The organism is Janibacter sp. RAF52, assembly GCF_052114035.1.
Lineage (GTDB): Bacteria > Actinomycetota > Actinomycetes > Actinomycetales > Dermatophilaceae > Janibacter > Janibacter hoylei.
In genome coordinates, this window is the sequence record NZ_JBFRDY010000002.1 from 110663 (window position 1) to 134848 (window position 24186).

The window sequence follows — 24186 nt, forward strand, 5'->3', positions numbered from 1 at the left end:
CAGACAGTCTCGCACGGCGCTCCTGCCCCGACCCGGCACGAGGCTTAGGATGCTGCGGATGGTTCCCGCACCCACGCACCACGAGGACGACGCCCATGGGCTCTGACCCGCGATCCGCCCGTGCGCTCCTGCGCCGCTCCTCGACCGTGGTCGCCGCGCAGGCCGCGCTCCTGCTGATCACCGTCGCCCTGGCCGCTCTCGTCGGCTGGGAGGCCGCTGTCGTCGGCCTGGCGCTCATGCAGCTCGTCACCACCGTGGTCGTCGTCGGCCCGTGGGGCGCCCCTCCCCGGGCCAGCGCAGGCGGCGCCGCCTCCACCGACGTGGCCGAGCTGTCGCAGCGCGTCGACGCCCTCGGAGCCCGCCTCGTCGCCAGCACCGAGCGCACCCGCGTCGAGGTGCTCGACGCCCTCGCGGATGGTCGGCGGGACCGGACGCGCTGATGGGGGACTCCCCCACCGGCCTCGTCCCCGACGCGGCGCAGCAGCTGACCGCGTCGGACCTCGACGCCTATGCCGCCTTTGCCCTGCGCACCCGCAGCCCCTTCGCCCGTGAGGTCCTGCGGGCCGGGGGCCACACCGACGTGCTCGGCCGGGTCCTCGCCCTGGGCGGCGCCGACGGGTCCCACGCCCGCGGTCTGGCCGTCCTCGACGACGCCGTCGCGGCGGGCGGGGTCGGCTCCCTTCGTCCGGAGGCACTGTCCGTCTGGACCTCCCTGCTGCTGCGTGCCGGGCGGGAGGACCAGCTGCGCGCGGTCCTCGCCACGCCCGACCTGCCGCTGACCGACGCCGAGCGGTGGGTGCTGCGCACCGACCTGGCCAATCCCCACCGCACCGGTGCCGGCCTGACCGGCGACGCGCTCGCCGCCGCCGAGCGGGACTGGCTCGCGGTGCTCAACGAGGTGCACGCCCCCGACGGCCTCGAGCCGGTCGAGCTGGTGCCCCCCGAGGGGCACGACACGGTCTACCAGCGACTCACCACCACCCTCGACGCCGCCGTCGACGGCGACCTCGTGAGCGTCGTCATGTCGGCCTACCGCCCCGACGCCGACCTCCGGCTGGCCGTCCGGGGGGTGCTCCAGCAGACCTGGCGCAACCTCGAGCTCATCATCGTCGACGACGCCTCCGGCCCCGGCTCCGACGCACTCCTCGAGGAGGTCGCGGCACTCGACCCCCGCGTGCGGGTCGTGCGCGCCCCCCGCAATGCCGGCACCTACGCCGCGCGCAACCTCGCGCTCACCGTCGCGCGGGGCCGCTGGATGACCTTCCAGGACAGCGACGACTGGACCCACCCACGACGCATCGAGCACCAGGTCCGGCACCTGCTCGACTTCCCCCGGGTGCTCGCCAACCGGACATGGACGCTGCGCTCCTACCCCGACCTGACGATGACCTTCGTCGGCTACCCCGCCCGGCGGCTCAACGCCAGCTCCCTCCTCCTCGACATCGCACAGGTGACCGAGCTCGTCGGCGACTTCGACGTCACCCGCAAGTCCGGCGACATGGAGCTGCCGCTGCGCCTGCGGGCCGTCCGCCCGGGCAGCGTGCGCGACCTGTCGCACCCCTCACCGCTCGCGATCACCCAGCTGCGCGTCGGCTCGCTCTCCCGCGACGACGCCGTGCCCGGGTGGACCCGCTGGGACCGGCTCGCCTACCGCGACAGCTACCTCGAGTGGCACGAGCAGCTCGCGACCGGCCGGATCGCCCCCGGCCCCGGCTCGACCCGGCCCTTCCCCCTCCCCCGGCACGGCTGGTACGCCGACCGCGACCAACGCGACCCGGCCGTCGCCTGGGACGTCGTCGTCCTCGGCGACATCCGGCCCGTGGCCCCCGACGCCCTGCGGACGCTGGGCGTGGCCCGCACCGCCTCCGCGAGCGGGCTGCGGACCGCGATCGCCCACGCCGAGGCGCCCCGCCCGTTGTCGACCAAGCGGCTCGACCTGCTGCCCGGCGTCTCCACCGACGTGCGCCTGGGCCGTCTCGGCCTGACCAGCGCCCACGAGGACGACGCCGTCGACCTGCTCGTCGTCACCTCCCCGGAGAGCGTGCTCCACCTCGACGGCGCCGGCCTGCGCCCCGGCTCCGTCCTCGTCGTCACCGACACCGCCGAGCCGCAGGGCTGGACCGTCGCCGCCGTCGACTCCCGCTGCGCCGAGCTCTTCGGCGTCACCCCGACGTGGGGCGGGCCGGCCGCCGTCCACGAGCCCGGCTCCCCCGTGCGCGCCGCCGTCCCCGCCGACCGCTGGACCGACGCCGACCTCGCCGACGTCGTCGGCGCCCGCTGGCTGGAGGTGCCCGGGCACCGTCGCCCGAGCGCCGCCGACGGCATCGCCATCGGCCACCACCTCCCCGATGCCCGCGAGCACTGGCCCGAGCCGGCCACCGCGATCCGGGCCGCCCACCCCGGCACGGTCGTGCTCGCCGACCGGGGGGAGGTCCCCGTCGAGGTCCACTGCCTGCACGGGCTCGGCGCGGTGACCAAGGCCCTCGGGCGGCGTCGCCCGCCGCCGTCCTGGCTCTCCTTCGCCGGGACCGGCATGACGCCGCGCGAGTTCCTCTCCCACATCGACGCCTTCGTCCACCTCGGCGTGTGGGGCCGGGCCGCCGAGCACGCGACGCGCGAGGCCCTCGCTGCGGGCCTGCCCTGCGTCGTCGGCACCGACGCCGCCCCCAGCGGGCTGACCGGGCGGATCCGGTGCGTCGCCCCGGACGAGGTCGGCGCCGCCCTCGCCGAGCTCCTCGCCGAGCCGGCTGCCGCCGACGCCGCCACCGCGGCGCGAGAGGCCGCCTGGACCCGCACCCTCCACGACCTGGTGGCCACCCCCACCGCCCCTGACCCCAACTGACAGGTATCGCCCATGAGCCCCAAGGCACCGCTCCAGCGCCGCGTCCGCGCACGCCTGCTCCCCTTCGCCGGGTACCTGCCCGCCGAGCGCGGGCCGGCTGGCGTGCAGCGACTCGCCCAGAAGGGCCGCGTGGCCGCCGCCAACCGCCTCATCCGCAAGAACCCCAGCGTCGCCCTCGCCCGGCTCGAGGCGGAGCTGACCGACGACTCGCCGCCCTCGACCGTGCGGTCCACCGCCTCCGCGGCCTGGGCCACGGACGACTTCGTCAAGGCGGCAGGGCTCTACGAGCGGCTCGTCACCTCCGGCGACGGCACGGCGATGGACGTCCTGCGGTGGGCCCGTGCGGGGCGCAAGGCGGAGTCGCCGCAGATCCTCGCCCGCGCGCAGGACGCCGCGCTCTCCCGGGTGCCGGCCGATGCCTCCGAGCTGACGAAGGGGGTCAAGACCCTCAAGGACGCCCCCGCCGACGAGCTGGGCCGGGTGCGCGACTGGCGCGAGCGGATCGCCGCCGCCCACCCCGAGCTCGACCTCATCGACGTCGACCGCCTCATCACCGACCTGCAGGTCCACGAGGCCCTCTCCGACGACCACCTCGACCCGGCCGTCGTCACCGACGTGCTCGCCCGTGACGGCGGCGCCGCCGCGCTCGTGCGCAGCCTGCTCCGATCGCGCCGTCTCGACGAGCTCGAGGAGCAGCTCGGCGCCTTCGATGCGAGCATCGCGGCCCGCGTGCCCGACACGCTGTGGCAGCGGGTGGTCAAACTGGCGATGTCCCTCGGCTGGACCTCCCTGGCGGCCCGCGCCGCGGAGTTCGCGCCCGACCAGGTCGAGGGTGACCTGCGCCGCCGACTGGCCGCCGACGCGGCCGACGAGCAGGCGATCCTCGCCGACCCCTGGCAGCCTCCGGCCGCCGCCCCGGCCCCCGCGAGCAGCGAGCTGGACCCGCTCTCGGTCGTCTCCGTGCTCGGCCAGTCCCTGCCCATCCGCTCCGGCGGCTACGCCACCCGCTCGCACGGCATCCTCACCGGCCTCGCGGTCCAGGGGTGGGACATGGCGGCCGTGACCCGGCTCGGCTTCCCCTTCGACCTGTGGTGGGGCGCCGACGACGAGCGCACGCCGGCACCCGTCGACGTCGTCGACGGCATCCCCTACCACCGTCTCCTCGAGGACGGGGTGCGCGAGTACCCGCGCGCCCCGCTGCCGCCCTACGTCGAGCGAGGCGCCGCCGGCATCGCCGAGCTGGCCCGCGAGCGCCGCGCGAGCCTCGTCCACGCGTCGAGCCTCTACGACGTCGGCATGGCCGGCCTGAGCGCGGCCCGCCAGCTCGGCCTCCCCTTCGTCTACGAGATGCGGGGGCTCAAGCAGCTGCTCGAGGACGCCCGGCAGCCGCTCTTCTCCGCCTCCCCGCGGCGCGACTACCTCGACCTGCTCGAGGGGACCGTCGCGCGTGAGGCCGAGGCGGTCCTCGTCATCACCGAGGCCCTCGGCCGCGAGATGGTCCGCCTGGGTGTCGACCCCGAGCGCATCACCGTCGTCCCCAACGGCGTCGACGCCTCACGCTTCACCCCCCGCGAGCGCGATGAGGAGCTCGCCCAGCGCCTCGGCGTCGCGGGCAAGACGGTCATCGGCTACATCGGCGGGCTCGTCCACTACGAGGGTCTCGACCTGCTCTTCCAGGCGGTCGCGCAGCTGCGGGAGCAGCGCAGCGACTTCCACGTCCTCGTCGTCGGGGACGGCGCCCACCAGAAGGCCCTGCACAAGATCGTCATGAAGCTCGACCTGGGTGACGTCATCACCTTCACCGGGCGGATCCCCCACGAGGACGTCGAGGACTACCTGAGCCTGGTCGACATCACGCCCTTCCCGCGCAAGCCGCTCAAGGTGTGCGAGATGATCTCGCCGATCAAGCCCTTCGAGTCGATGGCGATGCGCAAGACCGTCGTGGCGTCGGACGTCGCCGCCCTCGCCGAGATCGTCCAGGACGGGGTCACCGGCCGTCTCTTCGCCAAGGGCGACGCGACCGACCTGGCGCGGGTCCTCGACGAGCTGCTCGACGACCCGGAGCAGCGCGCCCGCCTCGGCGAGGCCGCTCGCACGTGGGTCGTCGAGGAGCGCGACTGGCACAAGATCACCAGCCGCGTCGACGGCGTCTACCGGGGGCTGCTCGGTCAGTCGAGCACGGAGGCGTAGATCCGCGCGTAGCGGTCGTCGTTGTGGGCCCAGGTGCGGTGCCCCAGCACCCACTCGCGGGCGCGCGACGACAGCTCGGCGCGGCGCTCGCTCGACCCGGCGAGTTCCTCGAGCACGTCGGCGAGCGACGTCGCGTCACCCGTCACGAAGGTCTCGCCGCGGTCGCCGTCGCCGGTGATCTCCTGCAGCGCCGGCAGGTCGGAGACGACGAGCGGCACCCCGAGCGCCATGGCCTCGTAGGGCTTGAGCGGCGTGACGAGCCGCGCCGCTCGCTCGTCGACGCGCGGGATGACGAAGACGTCGAGCTGCGCGTAGTACTGCGACACCTCGTCGTGCGGGATGCGACCGGTGAAGTGGACCGCGTCGCCCGCCTGGCACTCCCGGGCGTGCTCCTCGAGCAGCTCGCGACGCTTGCCGTCGCCGACGACGAGCGCGGTGGCGTCGACGCCTCGTCGGCGCAGTTCGAGCGCCGCGTCGATGAGCAGCTCCTGTCCCTCGCGGAAGTGGTCGAGGTTGGAGACGTAGCCGAAGACGAAGCGCCCGGTCAGCCCGAGCCGCTCGGTGAGCGCCTCGTCACGCTCGACGGGGACGAAGGCCGACGGGTCGACGCCGTTGGGCACGACGTGGACGTGCGCGGGGTCGACGTCGCGGGCGACGATGTCGTCCTTCATCGACTCGCTGAGGGTCACGACGGCGGCGGCCTGCCGCAGGCAGTGCGCCTCGGCGGCGCGTCGGCGCTCGTAGACCTCGGCCCGCTCGGCCCACGCGGTGTCCTGGGTCCACAGCGACTCGAAGAAGCCCCGCACCTCGTAGACGACGGGGACGTCGAGCGCCGCGCCGACGGCCATCGCGACGAGCGCGGCCTCGGTGCCCCGGTGCCCGGAGTGGACGTGGATGAGGTCGGGCGCCTCCTGCGCGACGACGGGAGCGAGCGCGGTGGCGTAGGCGCTGAGGTACTCGTCCCACGGCTCCTTGTCCGGGATCTGCTCGCGCAGCAGGTGCCGGTAGCGCACCCCGCCGACGGTCTCCTCGTCGGGCACGTCGTCGATGCCGATGCTCCGGGGGAAGTCGAGCGCCGTGACGGCGACCGGGTCGAGCCCGGCGTCGAGCTGACCGGTGAGCGTGTACATGCTGCGCATGGAGTAGCCGCTCTGCCGCTGGGGCATCCCGATCTTCAGCAGGTGCAGCACCTTGGTGCGCGACCGGTCGCGCTCCGCCGGCTCCGGCAGCGCCGCGAGCACGGCGGGGTCGATCGTCGGGAGCCAGCCCGGCTCGGACTCGTGCCAGCGTCCCTCGGCGGCGCGCAGGTACTTCGGCAGGCCCGTGTCGTGGGGCATGACCTCGATGCGGCGCCGCAGGGTCTTGATGTGCAGGCTGAGGTTGCCCGCCTTGGAGGCGCTCATCTGGATCTGCCGGAGGAGGGCGGTGTCGGGGTCGCTCTGCTGCGCGAGCCGGTCGTACTCCTCGTGCGCGAGGGCGAGCGCCTCCTCGTGGCGACCGGCACCGGTCAGCTCGGCGAGGCGGGTAGCCGCCTGCGCGTCCGCGGGGGTCGCCGGGGTCGCGGGTGTCGAGCCCCGTCGGCGCAGTCGTCGGACGAGTCGGTCGCGCAGGTGTCTCAGGTCAGCCACCCGGCGAGACTACCCGCGCGCCCGCGCCGCTGTCAGACGCCGCGGCCGGTACCGCCGGCGTCGGTGATGCCGGTCAGCGCGGGCAGGTCGTGCAGGTCGTGCTGGTCGGCGAGGTAGCCGGGCAGGGCCTCGAGCAGCTCGACCTGGGCGGGTGCGAGCCGGGCCCTGCGCGCGGCGGGGACGTCGAGGACGAGCCATGCCCGGTAGTGGTCGGTCATCGCGACGACCCGGCGAGCGCGGTGCCGGCGCACCGCCGCCGCGTCGCCGATGTCGGCGGGGTCGGGCAGCAGCTCGACGGCATGGCCCGCGCGCCGGACGACGTCCAGGGCGTCGCCGGTGACGAGGAAGACCGCGCGGAAGCACCGCAGCCGCTCCTGCAGCCGCCCGATCTCGGCGACGACCTGGGCGACCTCCTCCGGCGTCGCGGGGCGCTCCCCGTCGGGGTCGTCGAGGGTGATGACGACGACGGGCCAGCGGTCCGCGCCGGCCGTGTCGACCCCCTTCGCCGTGACGAGGGGGTGGCTGGAGCCGCCGAGGCGCCCCCCTTCGCCGACGAGGCGGGTGAGCAGGTCGACGACCGTCTCGTTGCCACGGATGCGCGGCAGGAGGCTGTCGGTCACCTGCCGGTAGCCCGGCGCGGTCCGCACGCGGCGGGCCAGGGTGCTCAGGCGGCTGCTGGGGGGCGGGGCGGCGCTGCTCATCGGACGGCTCCGGTCGAAGGGAGGGACACCAGCTCGCGGATCGCGTCGGCCGCGGCGGGGGCGCCGTTGCCGGGGTCCGCCGCGCGGGCGGTCGCGGCCATGGCCGGTCCGCGGTCGAGGAGGTCGGCGAGCAGGGACTGCGTCGGCGCGGCGGCGAGGTCGGTGGCGCCCAGCGCCCATCCGGCCCGCACCGCGTGCTCGACCCGGGTCTCCTGGTCGTCGAGGTTGGTCCGCGTGTTGGGCACGAAGAGGGTCGGCAGGCCGAGGCGGAGGTTTTCGTGGAAGGAGTTGTACCCCGCAGCGCTCACCGCGAGGTCGAAGGCGGCGAAGCGGCGGCTGATCGGGAAGTCCTGCACGTGGTGCACGTCCAGGCTGGTGCCGGCCTGGACGGCGATGGCCGCCTGGGTGACGCATGCACCGACGCCGAGGGCGGACAGCCCCGCGACGACGGCCCCGAGGTCACCGCGCGTGTCGTTGATGTTGCCCGCGCCGAGGGAGACGAGCGCGAGCGGGGCGTCGGCCGGCAGGCCGAGCTCGCGCCGAGCGGTCGCGCGGTCCTGCAGGTCGGTCGTGTCGACGAGGGTCACCGGACCCACCCTCCGGGCGTCGCGGCCGACGGTGGCCCCCCGGTCGGAGGCCCCGGCGAGGTCTCCGGGCTCGAGGACGAGGTCGAACCACGACTCCTTGGCCAGCTGGTCGACATTGCGGTCGGGCCGCCACATCGCCCGGCGGGACCACACCCAGCGGGCACCCGGCACGGCCTCGCGCGCCAGGTCCATGCCGGCGTAGGGGTGGGTGCCGTCGAAGACGACGACGTCCGGCCGCGTGCGGCGCAGGTACTCGACGAGACGGTCGAGGAAGAGGCGCCGCCAGGTCGCGGCCCGCAGGCCGGTGCTGCCCCGCGAGGGCAGGTACTCGTACCGGTGCCCGAGCTGTCCGACGACGGGCACGGCGGTCGACATCGACAGGAAGCGCACGTCGAGGCCCTCGAGCCCCTGCGCGTAGGCGAGCAGCCGGGTCAGGTGCCCCATGCCCGTGCCGTTGCTCGACATGAGGACCACCCGAGGAGGTGCGTGCGTGGCGACGGGTCCCATGGGCCTGCATCCTGTCATGACGGGCCACCGGGACCCGGCGAGCCGTGGCGCGGCTGGGCCCGCGCGAGCAGGCCTCGCCTGTACACTCCACAAGCCACATACCTGCATCAAGGAGCAGCATGTCAATGGACGTCGCGATCATCGGTCAGGGGTACGTCGGACTGCCCCTCGCCCAAGAGGCCTCCCGCGTCGGGGTCAAGGTCCTGGGCTTCGACATCAACCAGGGTGTCGTCGACGCTCTCAACTCCGGTGTCTCCCACATCGATGACCTCTCCGACGACGACATCGCCGCGATGATCGCCGCCGGCTTCGAGGCCACCACCGACCCGTCCCGTCTCGACGAGGTCAAGACGATCGTCATCTGCGTGCCCACGCCGCTGTCCGAGGACGGCGGGCCCGACCTCGGCCCGATCAACTCGGCCGTCAAGACCATCGCCGAGCACCTGCAGCCCGGCCAGACGATCATCCTCGAGTCGACGACCTACCCGGGCACGACCGACGAGGTCGTCCGTCCGGCCCTCGAGGCCGGTGGCCTCGTGGCGGGCAAGGACTTCCACCTCGCCTTCTCGCCCGAGCGCATCGACCCGGGCAACGAGCAGTTCGGCGCCAAGAACACCCCCAAGGTCGTCGGTGGCCACACCCCCGAGTGCGGTGACGCCGCCGCTGCCTTCTACGGCCAGTTCGTCGACACGGTCGTCCGCGCCAAGGGCACCCGCGAGGCCGAGACGGCCAAGCTGCTCGAAAACACCTACCGCCACATCAACATCGCCCTGGTCAACGAGATGGCGCGCTTCTGCCACGACCTCGACATCGACCTGTGGGACGTCATCGCCGCGGCCAAGACCAAGCCCTTCGGCTTCCAGGCCTTCTACCCCGGCCCCGGCGTCGGCGGGCACTGCATCCCGATCGACCCCAACTACCTCTCCTACAACGTCCGCGCGAAGCTCGGCTACCCCTTCCGCTTCGTCGAGCTGGCCCAGGAGATCAACGCGACGATGCCGGCCTACGTCGTGCAGCGCGCGCAGAACATCCTCAACGAGGACAGCAAGCCGCTGCGCGGCTCGACCGTCCTCCTCCTCGGCGTCACCTACAAGCCGGACATCGCCGACCAGCGGGAGTCGCCCGCCGTGCCCCTGGCGCAGCAGCTCATCGCGAAGGGGGCGTCCGTCCAGTACTTCGACGCCAAGGTCGACAACTGGAAGGCCGTGCCCGAGGCGACCCGCGTCGACGACCTCGACGCCGCCGTGGCCGCCGCGGACCTGACGGTCCTCGTGCAGAACCACAAGACCTTCGACATCGAGGACCTGGCCGGCAAGGCGCAGCGCTTCTTCGACACCCGGGGTGTCGCCGCGGACAGCGACAAGGTCGAGCGGCTGTGACCGAGGCCCCACCGCGGGCCTCACTTCCCTCACCACTGACACCGAAGGAGGCCGCGGACCTCGCGGCCTCCCACGGGCTGCGGACGCTTTCGGAGCGTCCGCAGCTCGGGCGTTATCTCGCCGACCTCTGGCAGCGGAGGTCCTTCCTGTGGACCCTCTCCTCCGCCCAGACCCGCGCCCAGAACGAAGGCAACCACCTCGGTCAGCTCTGGGCGCTGCTCAACCCCGCCTTCCTCATCGGCAGCTACTTCCTCATCTTCGGGCTGCTCCTCGACACCCGGGGCGGGGTGGCCAACTTCGTGGCCTTCCTCGCGATCGGCGTCATCATGTTCGCCTTCACGTCCTCCGTCATCACCCGGGGGGCCAAGGCGATCTCGAGCAACACCTCGCTCGTGCGTGCGCTCCACTTCCCCCGCGCGATCCTGCCGATGTCGGTCATGCTCACCGAGCTGCTGGCCGCCGTCCCCGCCTTCGCCCTGCTCTTCGGGCTGATGCTCATCACGGGCGAGACGCCGGACTGGGAGTGGCTCCTCTTCCCCGTCGCCGTGATCATGCAGGGCCTGGCCCTGCTCGGCATCGCCTTCATCTGCGCGCGGATCGTCAATGCCTCGCGCGACATGGGCAACCTCATCCCCGTCATGGTGCGCCTGCTGCGGTACGTCTCGGGTGTCTTCTTCCCGGTGGCGCACTACGCGAAGGGGTTGCCCCACCTCGCGCAGGACATGCTCGTCTACCAGCCCTTCTCGCTCATGCTGACGACCGGCCGGCAGGCGCTGCTCACCGACCCGGACCACGACGTCGTGCTCACCGACTGGCTCGTCATGGCCGCGTGGGCCATCGGCCTGGTGACCATCGGCCTGGTGGTCTTCTGGCGCGACGAGGCGAGGTACGGCCGTGGCTGACCCCACCCCGCAGCAGGCTTCCGAGCCCACCCCGACGGTCATCGTCAACCACCTCGACGTCAAGTACACCGTCTACGGCGGTGGCCGGCGCGGCACTCCCCTCGGCCAGCGGCGACCCTCTCTCATGGACCGGCTGCAGCAGCGCCCCGAGCCCAAGGTGCGCGAGATCCACGCCGTCAAGGACGTCAGCTTCGTCGCCCACCACGGTGAGTCGATCGGCATCATCGGCCGCAACGGCTCGGGCAAGTCGACGCTGCTGCGGGCCGTCGCCGGGCTCATCCCACCCGCCGGCGGACGCCTCTGGGTCGCCGGCGAGCCCTCGCTGCTCGGCGTCAACGCCGTGCTGATGAACAAGCTGAGCGGTGAGCGCAACATCCAGATCGGCGGCCAGGCCCTCGGCCTGTCGCGGGCCGAGATCGCCGAGCGCTTCGACGACATCGTCGAGTTCTCCGGCATCGGTGACGCCGTCTACCTGCCGATGAGCACCTACTCCTCCGGCATGAGCGCGCGGCTGCGCTTCGCGATCTCCACGGCCGCGGCCCCCGACGTGCTGATGATCGACGAGGCGCTGGCCACGGGTGACGCCGACTTCCGTGCCAAGAGCGCCGCGCGCATCGCCGAGATCCGCGAGCAGGCGGGCACCGTCTTCCTCGTCTCGCACTCCAACTCGAGCATCCGCCAGATGTGCGACCGGGCCCTGTGGATGGACCAGGGGCACCTCATCATGGACGGGCCGACCGAGGAGGTCGTCTCCGCCTACGAGGACACCCTGCCCAAGAAGAAGGGCAAGGCCAAGAAGAAGAAGATCACCGCGGCCGACGACATCCACGTGCCCGGCACGAGCCGGTGGACCGGCGAGGACCGCTTCCAGGTCGCCGCGGCCATCACCAAGCACGCGTGGCGCAAGCCGGGCATCGACGGGTGCTTCGTCGTCAGCGTCCACCGTGCGGCTGCCGCCCGCGTGGCGGCGCCGGTGGCTGCACGTCTGGGCTGGCCCCTGCTGTGGGTGCGGCCCGGTCACGTGCCGAGCTCGACGGTCGACGAGCTCAACCGGCTCCAGCCGGAGCGCATCGTCGTGCTCGGCGGCGACGAGCTGATCGCGCCCGAGACGGCCGCCCGCCTCGAGGAGCTGGCCCCCGGTCGCATCGAGCGCATGGGCAGCGACGACGACGCGATCACCTCGGCGGCGGTCCTCACCGCCTTCCCGCCCGACGACCGCTCGACGGTCCACGTCACCCAGCCGCACAGCTCGGGCTCCAGCCCCGTCATCTCCCTCGCGGCCGCGGTCGCCGGTCGCGCGGTCGTCGCGTGCAACACGTCGACAGTGGCCGACGAGCTGCTCTCCGCCCTGGCCGAGCTCGGCCCGGAGCGCCTCGTCCTCGACGGTACCGAGGAGGACTGGGCCGCCGACGCGGTCGAGGCCCTGCGCTCGGCCGCGGGGGCGACCACCGAGTTTTCCAAGCGGGGCGCCATGGCCCTGGCCGCTGAGCAGTGGGCGGACGTCGAGCCCGGTGGCGAGATCATGGTCACCGGTCGAGCGGTCGGCGAGCTGCTCACGGGCGCCGTCGCCGCGGTGCACACGGGACGACCCCTCTTCATCTACACCCCCGACCGGATGCCGCCCGTCGTGCGCAAGGAGCTGACCCGGCTGGCCCCGAGCTCGATCGTGCTCATCGGCACGCTCGAGGCGATGCCGCCCGCGGTGCGCACCAAGGTCGGCGGGCTGCTCGCACCCCGCTGACCCCGGTGGTCACCGTCGGGGCGATCGCTCCGCGGCGACGTCGGTGAGCGCACCGACGAAGGCGGTGGCCCCCTTCGCCCAGTCGTACCGCTCGCGGACGAGGTCGCGCCCGCGCACACCCATGGCCGCCGCCCGCTCGGGGTGACGCCACAGGTCGAGCACCGCGTCGGCCACCGCCTGCGGGTCGTCGAAGGGCACGACCACCCCGGCATCCGCCTGCTCGACGATCTCGCGGGCCAGCGGCAGCGGGGTTGTCACGGCAGGGACGCCGTGGGCGAGGTACTCGACGACCTTGGTCGGCATCGACCCGCGGTAGTTGGGCAGGTCCCGCAACAGCGACAGGCCGGCGAGGGCGCCGTCGAGCCGCGCCATCGCCTGCTCGGCGGGCTGGAAGCCGTGCCAGGTCACGACCCCGTCGGCGGCCCCCCGCTCCATCGCAGCGCGGGAGGCGTCGTCACGGGCCGGCCCGATGACGTCGAGCGTGATCGCCCCGTCGGAGGCGGCGTGGGCGAGCCGGGCCGCCCCGACCATGAGCTCGCTGCCGCGGGCGAGCGTCAGGTTGCCGACGTGCACGAGGCGAGCGCCACCGGCCGGCGGGCCGTCCGCAGGCACGCGGACCGCGTTGGGGACGACCGTGTGGGGTCGGCGAAACCGGTCGGCGTAGGCGTGCTCGGCGAGCAGCAGCGGGTGCCGGCGCTCGACGAGCCCCTCCGCGGCGCGCCATCCGGCCGCGACGGGTCTGCGCACGGGCGCCGGGAGCCAGTCCTTGACGACGAGGGCACCGGCCGGGTCCTCGTGGACGTCCCACACGAGGTGCCGCAGCCCGAGACCGACGGTGGCCGGCAGCAGCTCGGGGTCGTGGACGAGCACGACGTCGTGCTCGGGCGCCAGCCGACGCACGGCCGCGCGCGCGGCGCGGCCGGCGGCGAGGCGGCGACGCCCGGCCGCCCGCGGCAGGTCGAGACAGGTCAGCCCGCCCTCGGGTGCCGGCACGGGCAGGTCGTGGGCGACGAAGGGAGCCAGGTAGGTCACCTGCCACCCCGCCTCGAGCAGGGCGGCGATCTCCCGATGACGGATCCGCGAGTCCTGCGGGTGGTGCACGACCGTCACGACGAGAGCCCGGAGGGGGCTCCGCGGCAGGCCAGCGGTCACGACCTCTCCCTTCGTCGGTGTCGTAGCGCCGATCCTACGTCTCGGCCCGGTGAGACCGATGGGACGAACCGGCCGCGGCTCATGTACCGTTGACCTCACGAGAAACCACACAGATCCGGGTCCGCTCTGGTAGTGCCGCCCTCCCCACGGGGAGAGTGGGATGATCAGCGCCGACCCGCACTAGCGTAATGAGGGGGTCACGCCATGGGGCGCGGCCGAGCGAAGGCGAAGCAGACCAAGGTTGCCCGCGAGTTGAAGTACTACTCGCCGGAGACGGACCTGCGAGCGCTGGAGACGGAACTTCACGGTCAGTCCGCCAAGTCCACGGGGCGTGCGACGCATGACGACGCGCACGACCGGGACGAGGACGAATACGACGACTGGTCGCCGCCACAGCGCTGACCTGCCTCAGATCAACCCCTGACGCCGGGCCTCCGCGGCCGCAGCCTCCCTGCGCCGCACACCGAGCCGCCCGTACGTGTGTGACAGGTGCGACTTGACGCTGGACGGGCTCAGGTAGAGCCGCTCGGCGATCTCCTGGTTGCCCAGACCGTCGGCGACGAGCCGCAGCACCTCCGCCTCCCGCTCCGTGAGCGGTGGCGCCTCCCGGCGCACCCGCTGCACGAGCGGCCCGGTCACCGGCTGGTCGAGCTCGGCGACGTCCCCGCGGGATGCCGCGCGGATCGCGGCCCCGATCTCCAGGGGTGTGCTCGACTCGGCCAGGCACCCGTGGGCGCCGGCCGCGATGATCGCCTCGGTGCACTCGACGACCTCGGTGAGCACGACCCATGCCGGGCCATCCGGAGCGCGCAGCTCGGGCAGCACGTCCGTCGCACCTGGTCCGACGTCGAGGCCGCCGAGCAGCACGACGACGTCGACCGCGGGGGTCGAGAGCACCTCACGGGCCGTCGCCGCAGGCGTGACGAGCTCGAGGTCGGGCTCCGCCGCGAGCACCGCGACGAGGGACTGGCGCCGGGTCTCCGCGGCATCGGCCACGAGGACCCGGATGGCGGCGGGTCTCAGACGTGCTCCCCGACGACCTGCACGGCGCCGCCGTGCACTCCCTTCGCCCCCTGGACGACCTCGGCACCGGCCACCGGCTCGGTCGTGGCGGCGTCGGAGACCTCACCGAGGACCCAGGCGTCGATGCCGGCGGCCCGCGAGCGGGCGATCGCCGCGTCGACGCTCGCCTGCGGCAGTGCCGCGACGAAGCCGATGCCCATGTTGAGCGTGCGCTCGAGGTCGGCGCGCGGGACGGCGCCGAGCTCACCGACGAGGGTGAAGATCGGCGGCGGCGTCCACGAGGCGCGGTCGACCCGGGCGATGGTGCCCTGCGGCAGCACGCGCGCGAGGTTGGCCGCGAGCCCGCCGCCGGTGACGTGGCTCAGCGCGTGCACGTCGACGTCGTCGGACCGCACGAGGTCGAGCAGCGCGCGGGTGTAGATGCGGGTCGGCTCGAGCAGCTCCTCGCCGAGGGTGCGGCCGAGCTCGTCGACCTGCCGGTCGAGCTCCCACCCGGCGCCCGCGACGACGCGACGCACGAGCGAGTAGCCGTTGGAGTGCAGGCCCGAGGAGGCGAGGGCGATGACGACGTCACCGGCGGCGACGCGGTCCGGCCCGAGGACCTCGTCGTGCTCGACGACGCCGGTGGCGGCACCGGCCACGTCGTACTCGTCCGGGTCGAGCAGGCCGGGGTGCTCAGCCGTCTCGCCGCCGACGAGGGCGACACCGGCGAGCTCGCACCCCTTCGCGATGCCGCCGACGATGGCCGCGATGCGCTCCGGGACCACCTTGCCGGTGGCGATGTAGTCGGTCATGAAGAGCGGCTCGGCACCGCAGACGACGATGTCGTCGACGACCATGCCCACGAGGTCCTGGCCGATCGTGTCGTGCCGGTCCATCGCCTGGGCGATCGCGACCTTGGTCCCCACGCCGTCGGTCGAGGTCGCGAGCACCGGCCGCCGCATGCCCTGCAGTGCGCTCGCGTCGAACATGCCGGCGAAGCCCCCGAGGCCACCGAGGACCTCGGGGCGGGTGGCCCGGCGGACCGACTCCTTCATCAGGTCGACGGCCTTGTCGCCGGCCTCGACGTCGACGCCCGCGTCGGCGTAGGTGATCGGGGTCTGCTGGGTGGTGTCGGGGGTCGTCACGGTCGGCGTACCGCCTCTTCGGTGGGGGTGAACTCGAGCTCGAGCAGGGACTTGCCGAGGCGGTCCTCGCTCGGCAGCTCCATGGGATAGGTGCCGGAGAAGCAGGCGGTGCACAGCTCGTCGACGGGCTGCTCGGTGGCGGCGATCATGCCCTCCTCGCTGATGTAGCCGAGCGAGTCGGCGCCCAGCGAGGTGCAGATCTCGTCGACACCGAGCCCGGTCGCGATGAGCTCGGCCCGGGTCGCGAAGTCGATGCCGAAGAAGCACGGCCACTTGATCGGCGGCGAGGAGATGCGCACGTGCACCTCGGCGGCGCCGGCCTCACGGAGCATCCGCACGACGGCCCGCTGGGTGTTGCCCCGCACGATCGAGTCGTCGACGATGACGAGGCGCTGCCCCTTGATGACGTGGTCCAGGGGGTTGAGCTTGAGCCGGATGCCGAGCTGGCGGATCGTCTGGCTCGGCTGGATGAAGGTGCGGCCGACGTAGGCGTTCTTGACCAGGCCCTGACCGAAGGGGATGCCGGACTCCTGGGCGTAGCCGATGGCGGCCGGGGTGCCCGACTCGGGCGTCGCGATGACGAGGTCGGCCTCGACCGGGTGCTCGCGGGCCAGGGCACGGCCCATCTCGACCCGGGCCTCGTGGACCGTGCGGCCGTTGATCGTCGTGTCGGGGCGGGCGAGGTAGACGTACTCGAAGACGCAGCCCTTGCGCGTCGGCTCGGCGAAGCTGCGGGTGCGCAGACCGTCCTCGTCGATGGCGACGAGCTCGCCGGGCTCGACCTCGCGGACGAAGGACGCACCGACGATGTCGAGGGCGGCGGTCTCGGAGGCGACGACCCAGCCGCGCTCGAGCCGGCCGATGACGAGCGGGCGCAGACCCTGCGGGTCACGCGCGGCGTAGAGGGTGTCCTCGTTCATGAAGACGAAGCAGAAGGCGCCACGCAGCTGGGGCAGCAGCTCCATCGCCGCCTCCTCGAGGGAGCGGTCCTGCTCGCCGGCCAGGAGCGCGGTGACGAGGGCGGTGTCCGTCGTGTTGCCGCGGCTGAGCTCTCCCTTCGACAGGCCACGCCAGGTGCCGTCGACCTCAGGGGTCTCGGCGCGCGCCTCGACGAGCTCGAGCAGCTCGGCGGAGTTGATGAGGTTGCCGTTGTGGGCGAGCGCGACGGTGCCGGTGTCGTGGCCGCCGAGGGTCGGCTGCGCGTTTTCCCAGGTCGACCCGCCGGTCGTGGAGTAGCGGCAGTGGCCGACGGCCATGTGACCCCGCAGGGTGGACAGGCTGCGCTCGTCGAAGACCTGCGAGACCAGCCCCATGTCCTTGTAGACGAGGATCTGCTGGCCGTTGGAGGTCGCGATGCCCGCCGACTCCTGCCCGCGGTGCTGCAGGGCGTAGAGGCCGTAGTAGGTCAACTTGGCGACGTCCTCGCCGGGCGCCCAGACGCCGAAGACACCGCAGGCGTCCTGGGGTCCCTTCTCGCCCGGCATCAGGTCATGGGACAGGTTTCCGTCTCCGCGTGGCACGGGGACCAGTCTCCCACAGGGCCGGGGCGCGGCTGCTCCCCCTTCGCTCCTGCGCATCTGCCGAGGGAAAGACGCACCCCCAGCCGCATTCCCCTAGGGAGATGCGCGCCCCCAGCCGTACTTCCCTGGGGAGATGCGGACGAAGGGGGTCAGACGTCACCTGCGGTAGGTGAAGAGGGCCGCGACGGCGGCCCCGACGAGCGCGCCGAGGAAGAGCCCCAGGACGCTCATGTACCCGAGCGCGGCACCCGGGTCGTAGGTGATGTCGAAGCCCTCGTTGCGGTTGGGGCCCAGCCAGGAGACGACCCCGAAGATGACGAAGCCGATGACCGCCCCCGTCACGACGAAGGGGATCGGCTTGGGGTTGCTCCGGGGACGCTTGCTCACCCCACCATCGTAGGTTGGGCCCATGACCGACCCGCGCCCGCATGCCGACGTCCCCGGCATGAAGCTGCCCACGCCGCGCACACCCGACCCTGCGAGCGCCCCCGGGCTGCGGTGGGGTCTGCTCGGGGCGGGGTGGATCGCCGAGCAGATGACCATCGCGCTGCAGGGCACGAGCCAGCAGGTCGTCGCCGTCGGGTCCCGCGATCTGGGGCGGGCGCAGGCCTTCACCGCCGCGCACGCGCCCGGTGCCCGCGCGCACGGTGACTACGCGTCGCTCGTCGCCGACGACGAGGTCGACGTCGTCTACGTCGCGAGCCCGCACAGCGAGCACCTCGAGCACGCCCTCCTCGCGATCGGCGCCGGCAAGCACGTGCTCGTCGAGAAGCCCATCGCGCCCACCGCGGCCGAGGCGGCCCAAATCGCCGCCGCCGCGAGCGGGGCGGGCGTGTACTGCATGGAGGCGATGTGGACACGCTTCCTGCCGCACATCGACGTCCTGCGCCAGGTGCTCGACGCCGGTCTGCTCGGCGAGGTGAGCACCGTGCTCGCCGACCACTCGATCCAGCTGTGGCCCGACGGCCCCGAGCGCCTCGCCGACCCCGATCTCGCCGGGGGCGCCATGCTCGACCTTGGCATCTACCCCCTGTCCTTCGCCTCGCTGTGCCTCGGCGGCATCACGTCGGCGACGGGTCTGGGGTCGCTGACCGACCGCGGGGTGGACCGGCGCCTCGCCTGGGTCGCGCAGGGCCCCACGGGAGCGGTCGCGTCCCTCGCGACGGACATGTCGGTCTCGTCGCCGACGACGGCCTCGGTCAACGGGACCTGGGCCCGCCTGGAGCTCGACACGATGTTCTACACCCCGACGACGATGCGGCTCGTCGGCGCCGACGGGGTCGTCCTCGACGAGATGGTCGGCGACCCGATCGAGCAGCACCGCGGCCTGCGGCACGAGGCGACGGAGGTCGCGCTGCGGGTCACGGCCGGCGAGACCGAGTCGCCGGTCATGCCGCTGGAGGAGTCGGTGCACCTCATCGGTGTCGCCGAGGCGCTGCTGGCCTCCCTTCGCCCCGCATTCCCCTAGGCAAATACGGAGGACATGCGCATTTCCCTAGGGAAATACGGAGGACGTGCGCATTTCCCTAGGGAGATGCGAGGGGGAGGTGGGCCGAGAGGTCCGTGCGCTGCCCGCTGACCCTGACCCGCCCCGCGGCGACGCCCTCGGCCCAGTCGAGCTCGCCGGTGGCCAGCTCCAGCCAGGTCTGCGCGTCGGTCTCGACGACGGCCGGCGGGGTGCCGCGGGTGTGGACCGGCCCCTCGACGCACTGCACGGCGGCGAAGGGAGGCACCCGCACCTCGACGCTGCGCCCGGGCGCGGCGTCTGCGAGCTCGGCGACCGTGTGCCGCACGGCCGTCGCCACGACGGCGCGGGGCAGCGTCGCGCGATCGTCACTGGCCGACCACGCGGCGAGCGCGGCCCACCCTTCGTCCACGGGGATCCGACGTCGTCCAGCCACGGGACCAGTCTCGCACCGCCTACCGTTCACCCACTGGCCAGCCTCCGGCCCCGTCTCGTCATGCGAAGGCCCCCGAGCTCGGGCACAGTCTGCTGGTGAGGCCCACCCCTTGCCGGGCCCCGCCACACCGTTGTGCTCTGGGAGGAACCCCGAATGACCCTCAAGAACAAGGGCGCGTCCCTGCTCGTCGGAGCGGGTGCGGTCGCCGCACTCGTCGCGACGTCCGGTGCCGCGCACGCCGCCGACCCCGTCGAGCCGGGAGCGATCGACCCGTCGCTCACGACCGTCAACCTGCTGAACGTCAACGACTTCCACGGTCGGATCGACGCCGACGGCACCGGCAAGAGCGGCAAGGCCTTCGCCTGCACCGTCGTCACCACCCGCGCCGAGCTCGGCGAGGACAGCACCGCGCTGCTGTCCGCCGGCGACAACATCGGGGCCTCGCCCTTCACCTCCGCCTCGCAGGAGGACAACCCGACGATCGCCTTCCTCAACGCCCTGGGCCTGCGCGCCAGCGCCGTGGGCAACCACGAGTTCGACCGCGGCTTCTCCGACCTCACCGGTCGGGTCGACCAGGCGGCGGACTTCGAGCTGCTCGGCGCGAACGTCTACGAGCGCGGCACCACGACGCCGGCGCTGTCGGAGTACGAGATCGTCGAGGTCGGGGGGATCAAGGTCGGCGTCGTCGGCGCCGTCACCCAGCAGACGCCGACGCTCGTCTCCCCGCAGGGGGTCGCCGGCCTCGACTTCGGTGACCCGGTCGCCGCGGTCAACCGCGTGGCGGCCCAGCTCAAGGACGGCGACGCGACCAACGGCGAGGCCGACGTGGTCATCGCCGAGTACCACGAGGGCGCCACCGAAGGCGATGCCCTGAGCACCCTCGAGGACCAGGTGGGCGCCGGTGGCGCCTTCGCCAAGATCGTCGAGGACACCACGGCCGAGGTCGACGCGATCTTCACCGGCCACACCCACAAGCGCTACGCCTGGGACGCCCCCGTGCCCGGTGGCGACGGCACCCGGCCGATCATCCAGTCCAACTCCTACGGCGACACCCTCGGCCAGCTGCAGCTGGGCATCGACCCCGAGACCGGTGAGGTCGTCGAGTACTCGGCGACCAACGTCCCCGTCGCCCCGGCCACCGAGGAGTGCGCCGGCGACCCGACGTACACGACCGCCGCGGGCATCGTCGACGACGCGGTCGAGGAGGCCGACGAGCTCGGCAAGGTCGTCATCGGCGAGGTGAGCGACGACATCACGACCGCCCACAAGGACGGCAACCGCGACGACCGGCTGCGCGAGTCGACGCTCGGCAACCTCACCGCCGACATCTGGCTCGACGCCCTCAACCAGCCCGGGCGCCCCGGCGCCGACATCGGCATCATGAACCCCGGCGGCCTGCGCGACGAGCTCACCTACGAGCCGACCGGCGACGAGGAGCCCGGCGAGGTCACCTACGCCGAGGCCGCCGCGATCAACCCCTTCGCCAACACGCTGATGACGGTCGACCTCACCGGCGAGCAGTTCACCACCCTGCTCGAGCAGCAGTGGCAGCCCGAGGGCAGCTCGCGGCCCTTCCTCAAGCTCGGCCTCTCCGACAACGTCACGTACACCTACGACCCGGACGCCGCTGCCGGCAGCCGGATCACGTCGGTGAGCATCGAGGGCGAGCCGATCGACTCGGCCGGCACCTACACGGTGGCGTCCGGTTCCTTCCTCATCGGCGGCGGCGACAACTTCTCGGTGCTCGCCGAGGGGGCCGACCGCAAGGACACCGGCCTCATCGACACCGACGCCTTCGTCAACTACTTCTCCGCCCGCGACGTCGTCGACCCGGACTTCCGCAAGCAGGCCATCGCCGTGAGCGACGCGCCGAGCGAGCTGACCGAGGGTGACGAGGTCTCCTTCACCGTCTCCGACGTCGACCTGACCTCGCTGGGCGCCCCCGACAACACGGAGGTCGAGGTCTTCGTCGGCGACACGTCGGTCGGCACCTTCCCGGTCTCGTCCGAGTCGATCGACGGCACGCCGACGCGCAAGGGCAGCGCCGACGTCAGCTTCACCGTGCCGGACGGCCTGGAGGCGGGGGCGGCGACGCTGCGCATCGTCGCCGCGCCGAGCGACTCCCAGGCGACCCTGCCGGTGACGGTCGTGACCGACGACGAGCCGACCTCGACGACGACCTCCACGTCGAGTTCCACGTCGAGTTCTACGTCGAGCACCTCGACGAGCTCGAGCACCTCGGGCACCGGGACGAGCACGAGCGGCACGCCGACCGCGACGGGCACGGCCACGTCGACCGACGACGGTGGCGACGCCACCGGCCCGGTCGTCGAGACTGACCGCCCGGGCGGCCCGATGGACACCGGCGTCGTCGGCTCGGGCCTCGGCCTGGCGCTCCTGGCCGGCATCGCGCTGGCGATCGTGAACGCCCGCCGCACCGCCTCGCGTCGCCACTGACGCACAGCCCGAAGGGGGTCACGGCCGCTGGTCGTGGCCCCCTTCGGTGCCCTTCGAGACGGCGCTGGCGCGCCTCCTCAGGGACCGTGGACGCGAGACGGCGCTGGCGCGCCTCCTCAGGGACCGTGGACGCGAGACGGCGTGGGAGGGTGGGGCCATGGCGGAGGTGGAGCTGGTCCTCGACGAGCAGGGCGGGGTCACCGTCATGCGCGACGGCCACCCGCAGAGCCATGTCGACGTCGACGACCCGGGGCACCTCGTCTTCGAGTACGTGCAACACATCGCCGCCGTGCTCGACGCGGTCCACCCGGACCCCGACCCGATCGGGGTGACCCACGTCGGCGGCGCAGGCCTCACCCTCCCGCGCTGGGTGCAGGCGACCCGGCCCGGCTCCCCGCAGATCGTCATCGAGCCCGACGAGGCGCTCACCGCGCTGGTGCGCGCCGAGCTGCCGCTGCCGCGCGGGCACCGGATCCGGGTGCGTCCGCAGCTCGGGCGTCCCGGGGTCGAGGAGCTCCGGGACGACGCCGCCCACGCCCTCGTCGTCGACGCCTTCGACGCGGGCCGGGTTCCGGCCGACCTGCAGACCGTCGAGTTCTTCGAGCAGGTGGCGCGGGTCCTGCGGCCCGACGGCGTGCTCGTCATGAACTCCCCCGACGAGCCCGGCTGGCGACACCTGGCCGACGTGGTCGCGGGAGTACGGGCCGCCTTCGGTCCCGACGGGTCGCTCGCGCTCGTCGCCATGCGCGATGTCATCAAGCGGCGCCGCTACGGCAATGTCGTGGTCGTCGCTGCCCACCGGCCGCTCGACGTCGAGGAGATCAGACGGCAGGTGGGGCGCTGGCCCTTCCCCTCCGGGGTGCTCGCCGGGGCGGAGCTGGCCCGACGGACCGCGGCCGGGCGGGCGCTCACGGACGGGACGGCACGCCCTTCGCCCGCAGCGCCGGCCCCGGGGGGCTGGCGGGTGCGCTGACCTCAGCCCACGCCGGCCAGACGGCTGACGACCGACGGCAGGTCGACCATGTCGCTGATGACCGCAGCAGCGTCGTCGAGCCAGCCAGTCGGGGTCATGTCGCTGTGGTAGCCGACGACCGGCATGCCCGCGGCGACGGCCGCCTCGACGCCTGCGCGGCTGTCCTCGACGACGACGCACCGGTCGGGGGCGTAGCCCATGGACTCGGCGGCGAGGAGGAAGACGTCGGGAGCCGGCTTGCCGCGCTCGACCTGCTCGGCGCTGAAGCGCGCGGACTCCGGGAAGAGCCCGTCGAGGCCGGTGCGCGCGAGCTTCGTGGCGATGGCCGCACGGAGCGAGCCGGAGGCGACACACACCTGCAGGCCGATCTCGCGGATGGCCGCCACCGCCTCGGCAGCACCCGGGACCGGCTCCAGCTCCTCCTGGCTGCGGGCGAACTCAGCCCGCCACGCGCGCTCCCACTCGGGGTCCGGCACGGCCCCGGTCAGCTCGGTCAGAGTGACTCGGTTGTCCTTGTAGGCCTTGCCGACGAAGGTCTCGACGGCATCGGCCTCGGTGAAGTCGACTCCGGCGTCGCGCATCATGCCGGTCCAGGTGCGCACGTTGAGGCGCTCGCTGTCGACGAGCACGCCGTCGCAGTCGAAGATGACGAGCCAGGGCGTGTCAGGCATGGACGGTCACCGGCTCTCGACGACGTCTGCCACTGTACCCATGACCCCACGATATCGGCGAGGTGCGATGAGGTGCTCGGCATGTCCGTTCCCCTGCTGTGCCGTATGAGCGGGATATCTTCTCGTCATGTTCCATGCGCGTCCTGCCGTTCGCAGCGCAGACCTGGCCGGGCGCGGCCTGTCGCTGATCATCAACCGCGTCTACGGCCAAGGCGCGCCTCGTCCGCTGCATCCGCGCGGGCAGAGCAGTCGCGCGACCTGGCAGGTCACGGCGCAGCGGTTGGCCCCCCTCGGCGTCCCGGTGCTCGACGGAGGAACCCGTGACTGCGTGGTGCGCCACAGCCGCGCAGTCGGCTTGCCCGGCACGTTGCCGGACATCGAGGGTTTGGCCATACGGCTCGAAGGCCAAGACGGTGGCGACCTTCTCCTGGCCGGTACCGGGAGCGGCATCCTCACCAGATATGCGCTCGTCCCCCGCAGGAGGGACGGCGTGTGTTCCACCTTGCTGCCCATGCGTACCCCGACCGGTGCTGTGCTGCTCCGGGCGTCGCCAGCGCCCGCCGACAACGCCACGTGGCATCTGTCATGGGCGCGTCCAGCGGGCACCTGGCACACCTTCGGAAGGCTCACCCTCCACGCCGATGCAGGCCCTCCGACCCCTTTCGACCCGATCAACGGACTCCCCACGGGTCTCAGCCAGTACGACGTCGTCGCCCGGCTACGCAACCCGGCCTACATCAGGGCTGCCATGCAGCGCAGTTCCCCGGCCGGGTCCCCCCACCACGCCGCAGAACTCGACTGATCGCCGCCCGCCAACGAGTCGACGGGACGCTGGATCAGTCGACTGGGGTACCGACGCAGGACAAGAACTTGCGCACTGGAGGC

General features: G+C 73.0%; 21 protein-coding genes. 11 read left to right on the forward strand and 10 right to left on the reverse strand.

Annotation, left to right across the window (positions count from 1 at the left end):
* The first annotated feature begins 95 nt into the window (after positions 1-95).
* Genes AB4Y78_RS02995 through AB4Y78_RS03005 form a run of 3 tightly spaced genes read left to right on the forward strand, consistent with a single transcriptional unit; the run spans position 96 to position 5032 of the window.
* Entirely contained in the window at positions 96-440 is a 345-nt protein-coding gene (locus tag AB4Y78_RS02995; protein WP_441714952.1) for a hypothetical protein, read from the forward strand.
* Positions 440-2842, forward strand: coding sequence for a glycosyltransferase family 2 protein (locus AB4Y78_RS03000; RefSeq protein ID WP_441714953.1), 2403 nt, complete (start codon positions 440-442; stop codon positions 2840-2842). The genes AB4Y78_RS02995 and AB4Y78_RS03000 overlap by 1 nt, the downstream gene beginning before the upstream one ends.
* 12 nt (positions 2843-2854) lie before the next feature.
* A complete protein-coding gene (locus tag AB4Y78_RS03005; protein WP_441714955.1) occupies positions 2855-5032 on the forward strand; it encodes a glycosyltransferase in 2178 nt (725 codons plus the stop codon).
* Here AB4Y78_RS03005 and AB4Y78_RS03010 read toward each other — a convergent pair.
* Genes AB4Y78_RS03010 through AB4Y78_RS03020 form a run of 3 tightly spaced genes read right to left on the reverse strand, consistent with a single transcriptional unit; the run spans position 5011 to position 8455 of the window.
* The gene (locus AB4Y78_RS03010) at positions 5011-6660 is read right to left on the reverse strand and encodes a glycosyltransferase family 4 protein (protein ID WP_441714957.1); all 1650 of its coding nucleotides are present in this window, start codon (positions 6658-6660) and stop codon (positions 5011-5013) included. The two genes, AB4Y78_RS03005 and AB4Y78_RS03010, sit on opposite strands and share 22 nt — an antisense overlap.
* Before the next feature lie 32 nt (positions 6661-6692).
* Positions 6693-7361, reverse strand: a complete 669-nt coding sequence (locus AB4Y78_RS03015) for a hypothetical protein (protein WP_441714959.1) — start codon at positions 7359-7361, stop codon at positions 6693-6695.
* Entirely contained in the window at positions 7358-8455 is a 1098-nt protein-coding gene (locus AB4Y78_RS03020) for a glycosyltransferase (protein WP_441714960.1), read from the reverse strand. The genes AB4Y78_RS03015 and AB4Y78_RS03020 overlap by 4 nt, the downstream gene beginning before the upstream one ends.
* A 119-nt stretch (positions 8456-8574) precedes the next feature.
* Between AB4Y78_RS03020 and AB4Y78_RS03025 the strand changes: the two genes are divergently transcribed.
* The 3 genes from AB4Y78_RS03025 to AB4Y78_RS03035 are packed head-to-tail and all read left to right on the forward strand — an operon-like array spanning position 8575 to position 12477.
* Complete coding sequence (locus tag AB4Y78_RS03025; RefSeq protein ID WP_040881209.1) at positions 8575-9834, forward strand: nucleotide sugar dehydrogenase; 1260 nt, start codon at positions 8575-8577, stop codon at positions 9832-9834.
* Complete coding sequence (locus AB4Y78_RS03030; RefSeq protein ID WP_282070572.1) at positions 9831-10736, forward strand: ABC transporter permease; 906 nt, start codon at positions 9831-9833, stop codon at positions 10734-10736. The genes AB4Y78_RS03025 and AB4Y78_RS03030 overlap by 4 nt, the downstream gene beginning before the upstream one ends.
* Complete coding sequence (locus AB4Y78_RS03035) at positions 10729-12477, forward strand: ABC transporter ATP-binding protein (protein WP_306467111.1); 1749 nt, start codon at positions 10729-10731, stop codon at positions 12475-12477. Before AB4Y78_RS03030 ends, AB4Y78_RS03035 begins: the two co-directional genes overlap by 8 nt.
* Positions 12478-12486: 9 nt before the next feature.
* Here the strand turns inward: AB4Y78_RS03035 and AB4Y78_RS03040 are convergent, their stop codons facing one another.
* Positions 12487-13629 carry a glycosyltransferase family 4 protein gene (locus AB4Y78_RS03040; RefSeq protein WP_282070571.1) on the reverse strand — a complete coding sequence of 381 codons (1143 nt, stop codon included), beginning with the start codon at positions 13627-13629 and terminating at the stop codon, positions 12487-12489.
* A 204-nt stretch (positions 13630-13833) separates the two neighbouring features.
* On the opposite strand from AB4Y78_RS03040, the gene AB4Y78_RS03045 reads away from it, so the two are divergent.
* Positions 13834-14031: a DUF3073 domain-containing protein gene (locus tag AB4Y78_RS03045; protein ID WP_441714281.1), complete on the forward strand. Its 198-nt coding sequence runs from the start codon at positions 13834-13836 to the stop codon at positions 14029-14031.
* 6 nt (positions 14032-14037) lie between these two features.
* Here the strand turns inward: AB4Y78_RS03045 and AB4Y78_RS03050 are convergent, their stop codons facing one another.
* From AB4Y78_RS03050 to AB4Y78_RS03065, 4 genes are all read right to left on the reverse strand, one after another.
* Complete coding sequence (locus AB4Y78_RS03050) at positions 14038-14625, reverse strand: response regulator transcription factor (protein WP_387354606.1); 588 nt, start codon at positions 14623-14625, stop codon at positions 14038-14040.
* 23 nt (positions 14626-14648) lie between these two features.
* Positions 14649-15779 carry a phosphoribosylformylglycinamidine cyclo-ligase gene (purM, locus tag AB4Y78_RS03055; RefSeq protein ID WP_265230513.1) on the reverse strand — a complete coding sequence of 377 codons (1131 nt, stop codon included), beginning with the start codon at positions 15777-15779 and terminating at the stop codon, positions 14649-14651.
* The gene (purF, locus tag AB4Y78_RS03060) at positions 15776-17263 is read right to left on the reverse strand and encodes an amidophosphoribosyltransferase (RefSeq protein WP_441714278.1); all 1488 of its coding nucleotides are present in this window, start codon (positions 17261-17263) and stop codon (positions 15776-15778) included. Before purF ends, purM begins: the two co-directional genes overlap by 4 nt.
* A 192-nt stretch (positions 17264-17455) precedes the next feature.
* Positions 17456-17686, reverse strand: a complete 231-nt coding sequence (locus AB4Y78_RS03065) for a hypothetical protein (RefSeq protein WP_282070569.1) — start codon at positions 17684-17686, stop codon at positions 17456-17458.
* A 22-nt stretch (positions 17687-17708) separates the two neighbouring features.
* Here AB4Y78_RS03065 and AB4Y78_RS03070 point away from each other — a divergent pair, with 22 nt between their 5' ends.
* Complete coding sequence (locus tag AB4Y78_RS03070) at positions 17709-18767, forward strand: Gfo/Idh/MocA family protein (RefSeq protein ID WP_441714276.1); 1059 nt, start codon at positions 17709-17711, stop codon at positions 18765-18767.
* Positions 18768-18825: 58 nt separating this feature from the next.
* Here AB4Y78_RS03070 and AB4Y78_RS03075 read toward each other — a convergent pair whose 3' ends face one another.
* Positions 18826-19200 carry a sterol carrier family protein gene (locus tag AB4Y78_RS03075; protein ID WP_040881113.1) on the reverse strand — a complete coding sequence of 125 codons (375 nt, stop codon included), beginning with the start codon at positions 19198-19200 and terminating at the stop codon, positions 18826-18828.
* Positions 19201-19353: 153 nt separating this feature from the next.
* On the opposite strand from AB4Y78_RS03075, the gene AB4Y78_RS03080 reads away from it, so the two are divergent.
* Both AB4Y78_RS03080 and AB4Y78_RS03085 read left to right on the forward strand, forming a co-directional pair.
* Positions 19354-21657, forward strand: coding sequence for a bifunctional metallophosphatase/5'-nucleotidase (locus AB4Y78_RS03080; protein WP_441714274.1), 2304 nt, complete (start codon positions 19354-19356; stop codon positions 21655-21657).
* A gap of 157 nt (positions 21658-21814) precedes the next feature.
* On the forward strand, positions 21815-22630 hold the full coding sequence (locus tag AB4Y78_RS03085; RefSeq protein ID WP_441714272.1) for a spermidine synthase: 816 nt from the start codon (positions 21815-21817) through the stop codon (positions 22628-22630).
* 2 nt (positions 22631-22632) lie between these two features.
* Here the strand turns inward: AB4Y78_RS03085 and AB4Y78_RS03090 are convergent, their stop codons facing one another.
* Entirely contained in the window at positions 22633-23301 is a 669-nt protein-coding gene (locus AB4Y78_RS03090) for an HAD family hydrolase (RefSeq protein WP_259910927.1), read from the reverse strand.
* Positions 23302-23428: 127 nt separating this feature from the next.
* Here AB4Y78_RS03090 and AB4Y78_RS03095 point away from each other — a divergent pair, with 127 nt between their 5' ends.
* Positions 23429-24103: a hypothetical protein gene (locus AB4Y78_RS03095; protein WP_441736857.1), complete on the forward strand. Its 675-nt coding sequence runs from the start codon at positions 23429-23431 to the stop codon at positions 24101-24103.
* Positions 24104-24186 lie beyond the last annotated feature (83 nt).

What these genes read in the sequence shown, in the direction of transcription:
- AB4Y78_RS02995 (WP_441714952.1), top strand. Translation starts at nt 96, where the DNA reads ATGGGCTCTGACCCGCGATCCGCCCGTGCGCTCCTGCGCCGCTCCTCG.
- AB4Y78_RS03000 (WP_441714953.1), top strand. Translation starts at nt 440, where the DNA reads ATGGGGGACTCCCCCACCGGCCTCGTCCCCGACGCGGCGCAGCAGCTG.
- AB4Y78_RS03005 (WP_441714955.1), top strand. Translation starts at nt 2,855, where the DNA reads ATGAGCCCCAAGGCACCGCTCCAGCGCCGCGTCCGCGCACGCCTGCTC.
- AB4Y78_RS03015 (WP_441714959.1), bottom strand. Translation starts at nt 7,361, where the DNA reads ATGAGCAGCGCCGCCCCGCCCCCCAGCAGCCGCCTGAGCACCCTGGCC.
- AB4Y78_RS03020 (WP_441714960.1), bottom strand. Translation starts at nt 8,455, where the DNA reads ATGGGACCCGTCGCCACGCACGCACCTCCTCGGGTGGTCCTCATGTCG.
- AB4Y78_RS03025 (WP_040881209.1), top strand. Translation starts at nt 8,575, where the DNA reads ATGTCAATGGACGTCGCGATCATCGGTCAGGGGTACGTCGGACTGCCC.
- AB4Y78_RS03045 (WP_441714281.1), top strand. Translation starts at nt 13,834, where the DNA reads ATGGGGCGCGGCCGAGCGAAGGCGAAGCAGACCAAGGTTGCCCGCGAG.
- purF (WP_441714278.1), bottom strand. Translation starts at nt 17,263, where the DNA reads ATGCCGGGCGAGAAGGGACCCCAGGACGCCTGCGGTGTCTTCGGCGTC.
- AB4Y78_RS03070 (WP_441714276.1), top strand. Translation starts at nt 17,709, where the DNA reads ATGACCGACCCGCGCCCGCATGCCGACGTCCCCGGCATGAAGCTGCCC.
- AB4Y78_RS03080 (WP_441714274.1), top strand. Translation starts at nt 19,354, where the DNA reads ATGACCCTCAAGAACAAGGGCGCGTCCCTGCTCGTCGGAGCGGGTGCG.
- AB4Y78_RS03085 (WP_441714272.1), top strand. Translation starts at nt 21,815, where the DNA reads ATGGCGGAGGTGGAGCTGGTCCTCGACGAGCAGGGCGGGGTCACCGTC.
- AB4Y78_RS03090 (WP_259910927.1), bottom strand. Translation starts at nt 23,301, where the DNA reads ATGCCTGACACGCCCTGGCTCGTCATCTTCGACTGCGACGGCGTGCTC.
- AB4Y78_RS03095 (WP_441736857.1), top strand. Translation starts at nt 23,429, where the DNA reads ATGTTCCATGCGCGTCCTGCCGTTCGCAGCGCAGACCTGGCCGGGCGC.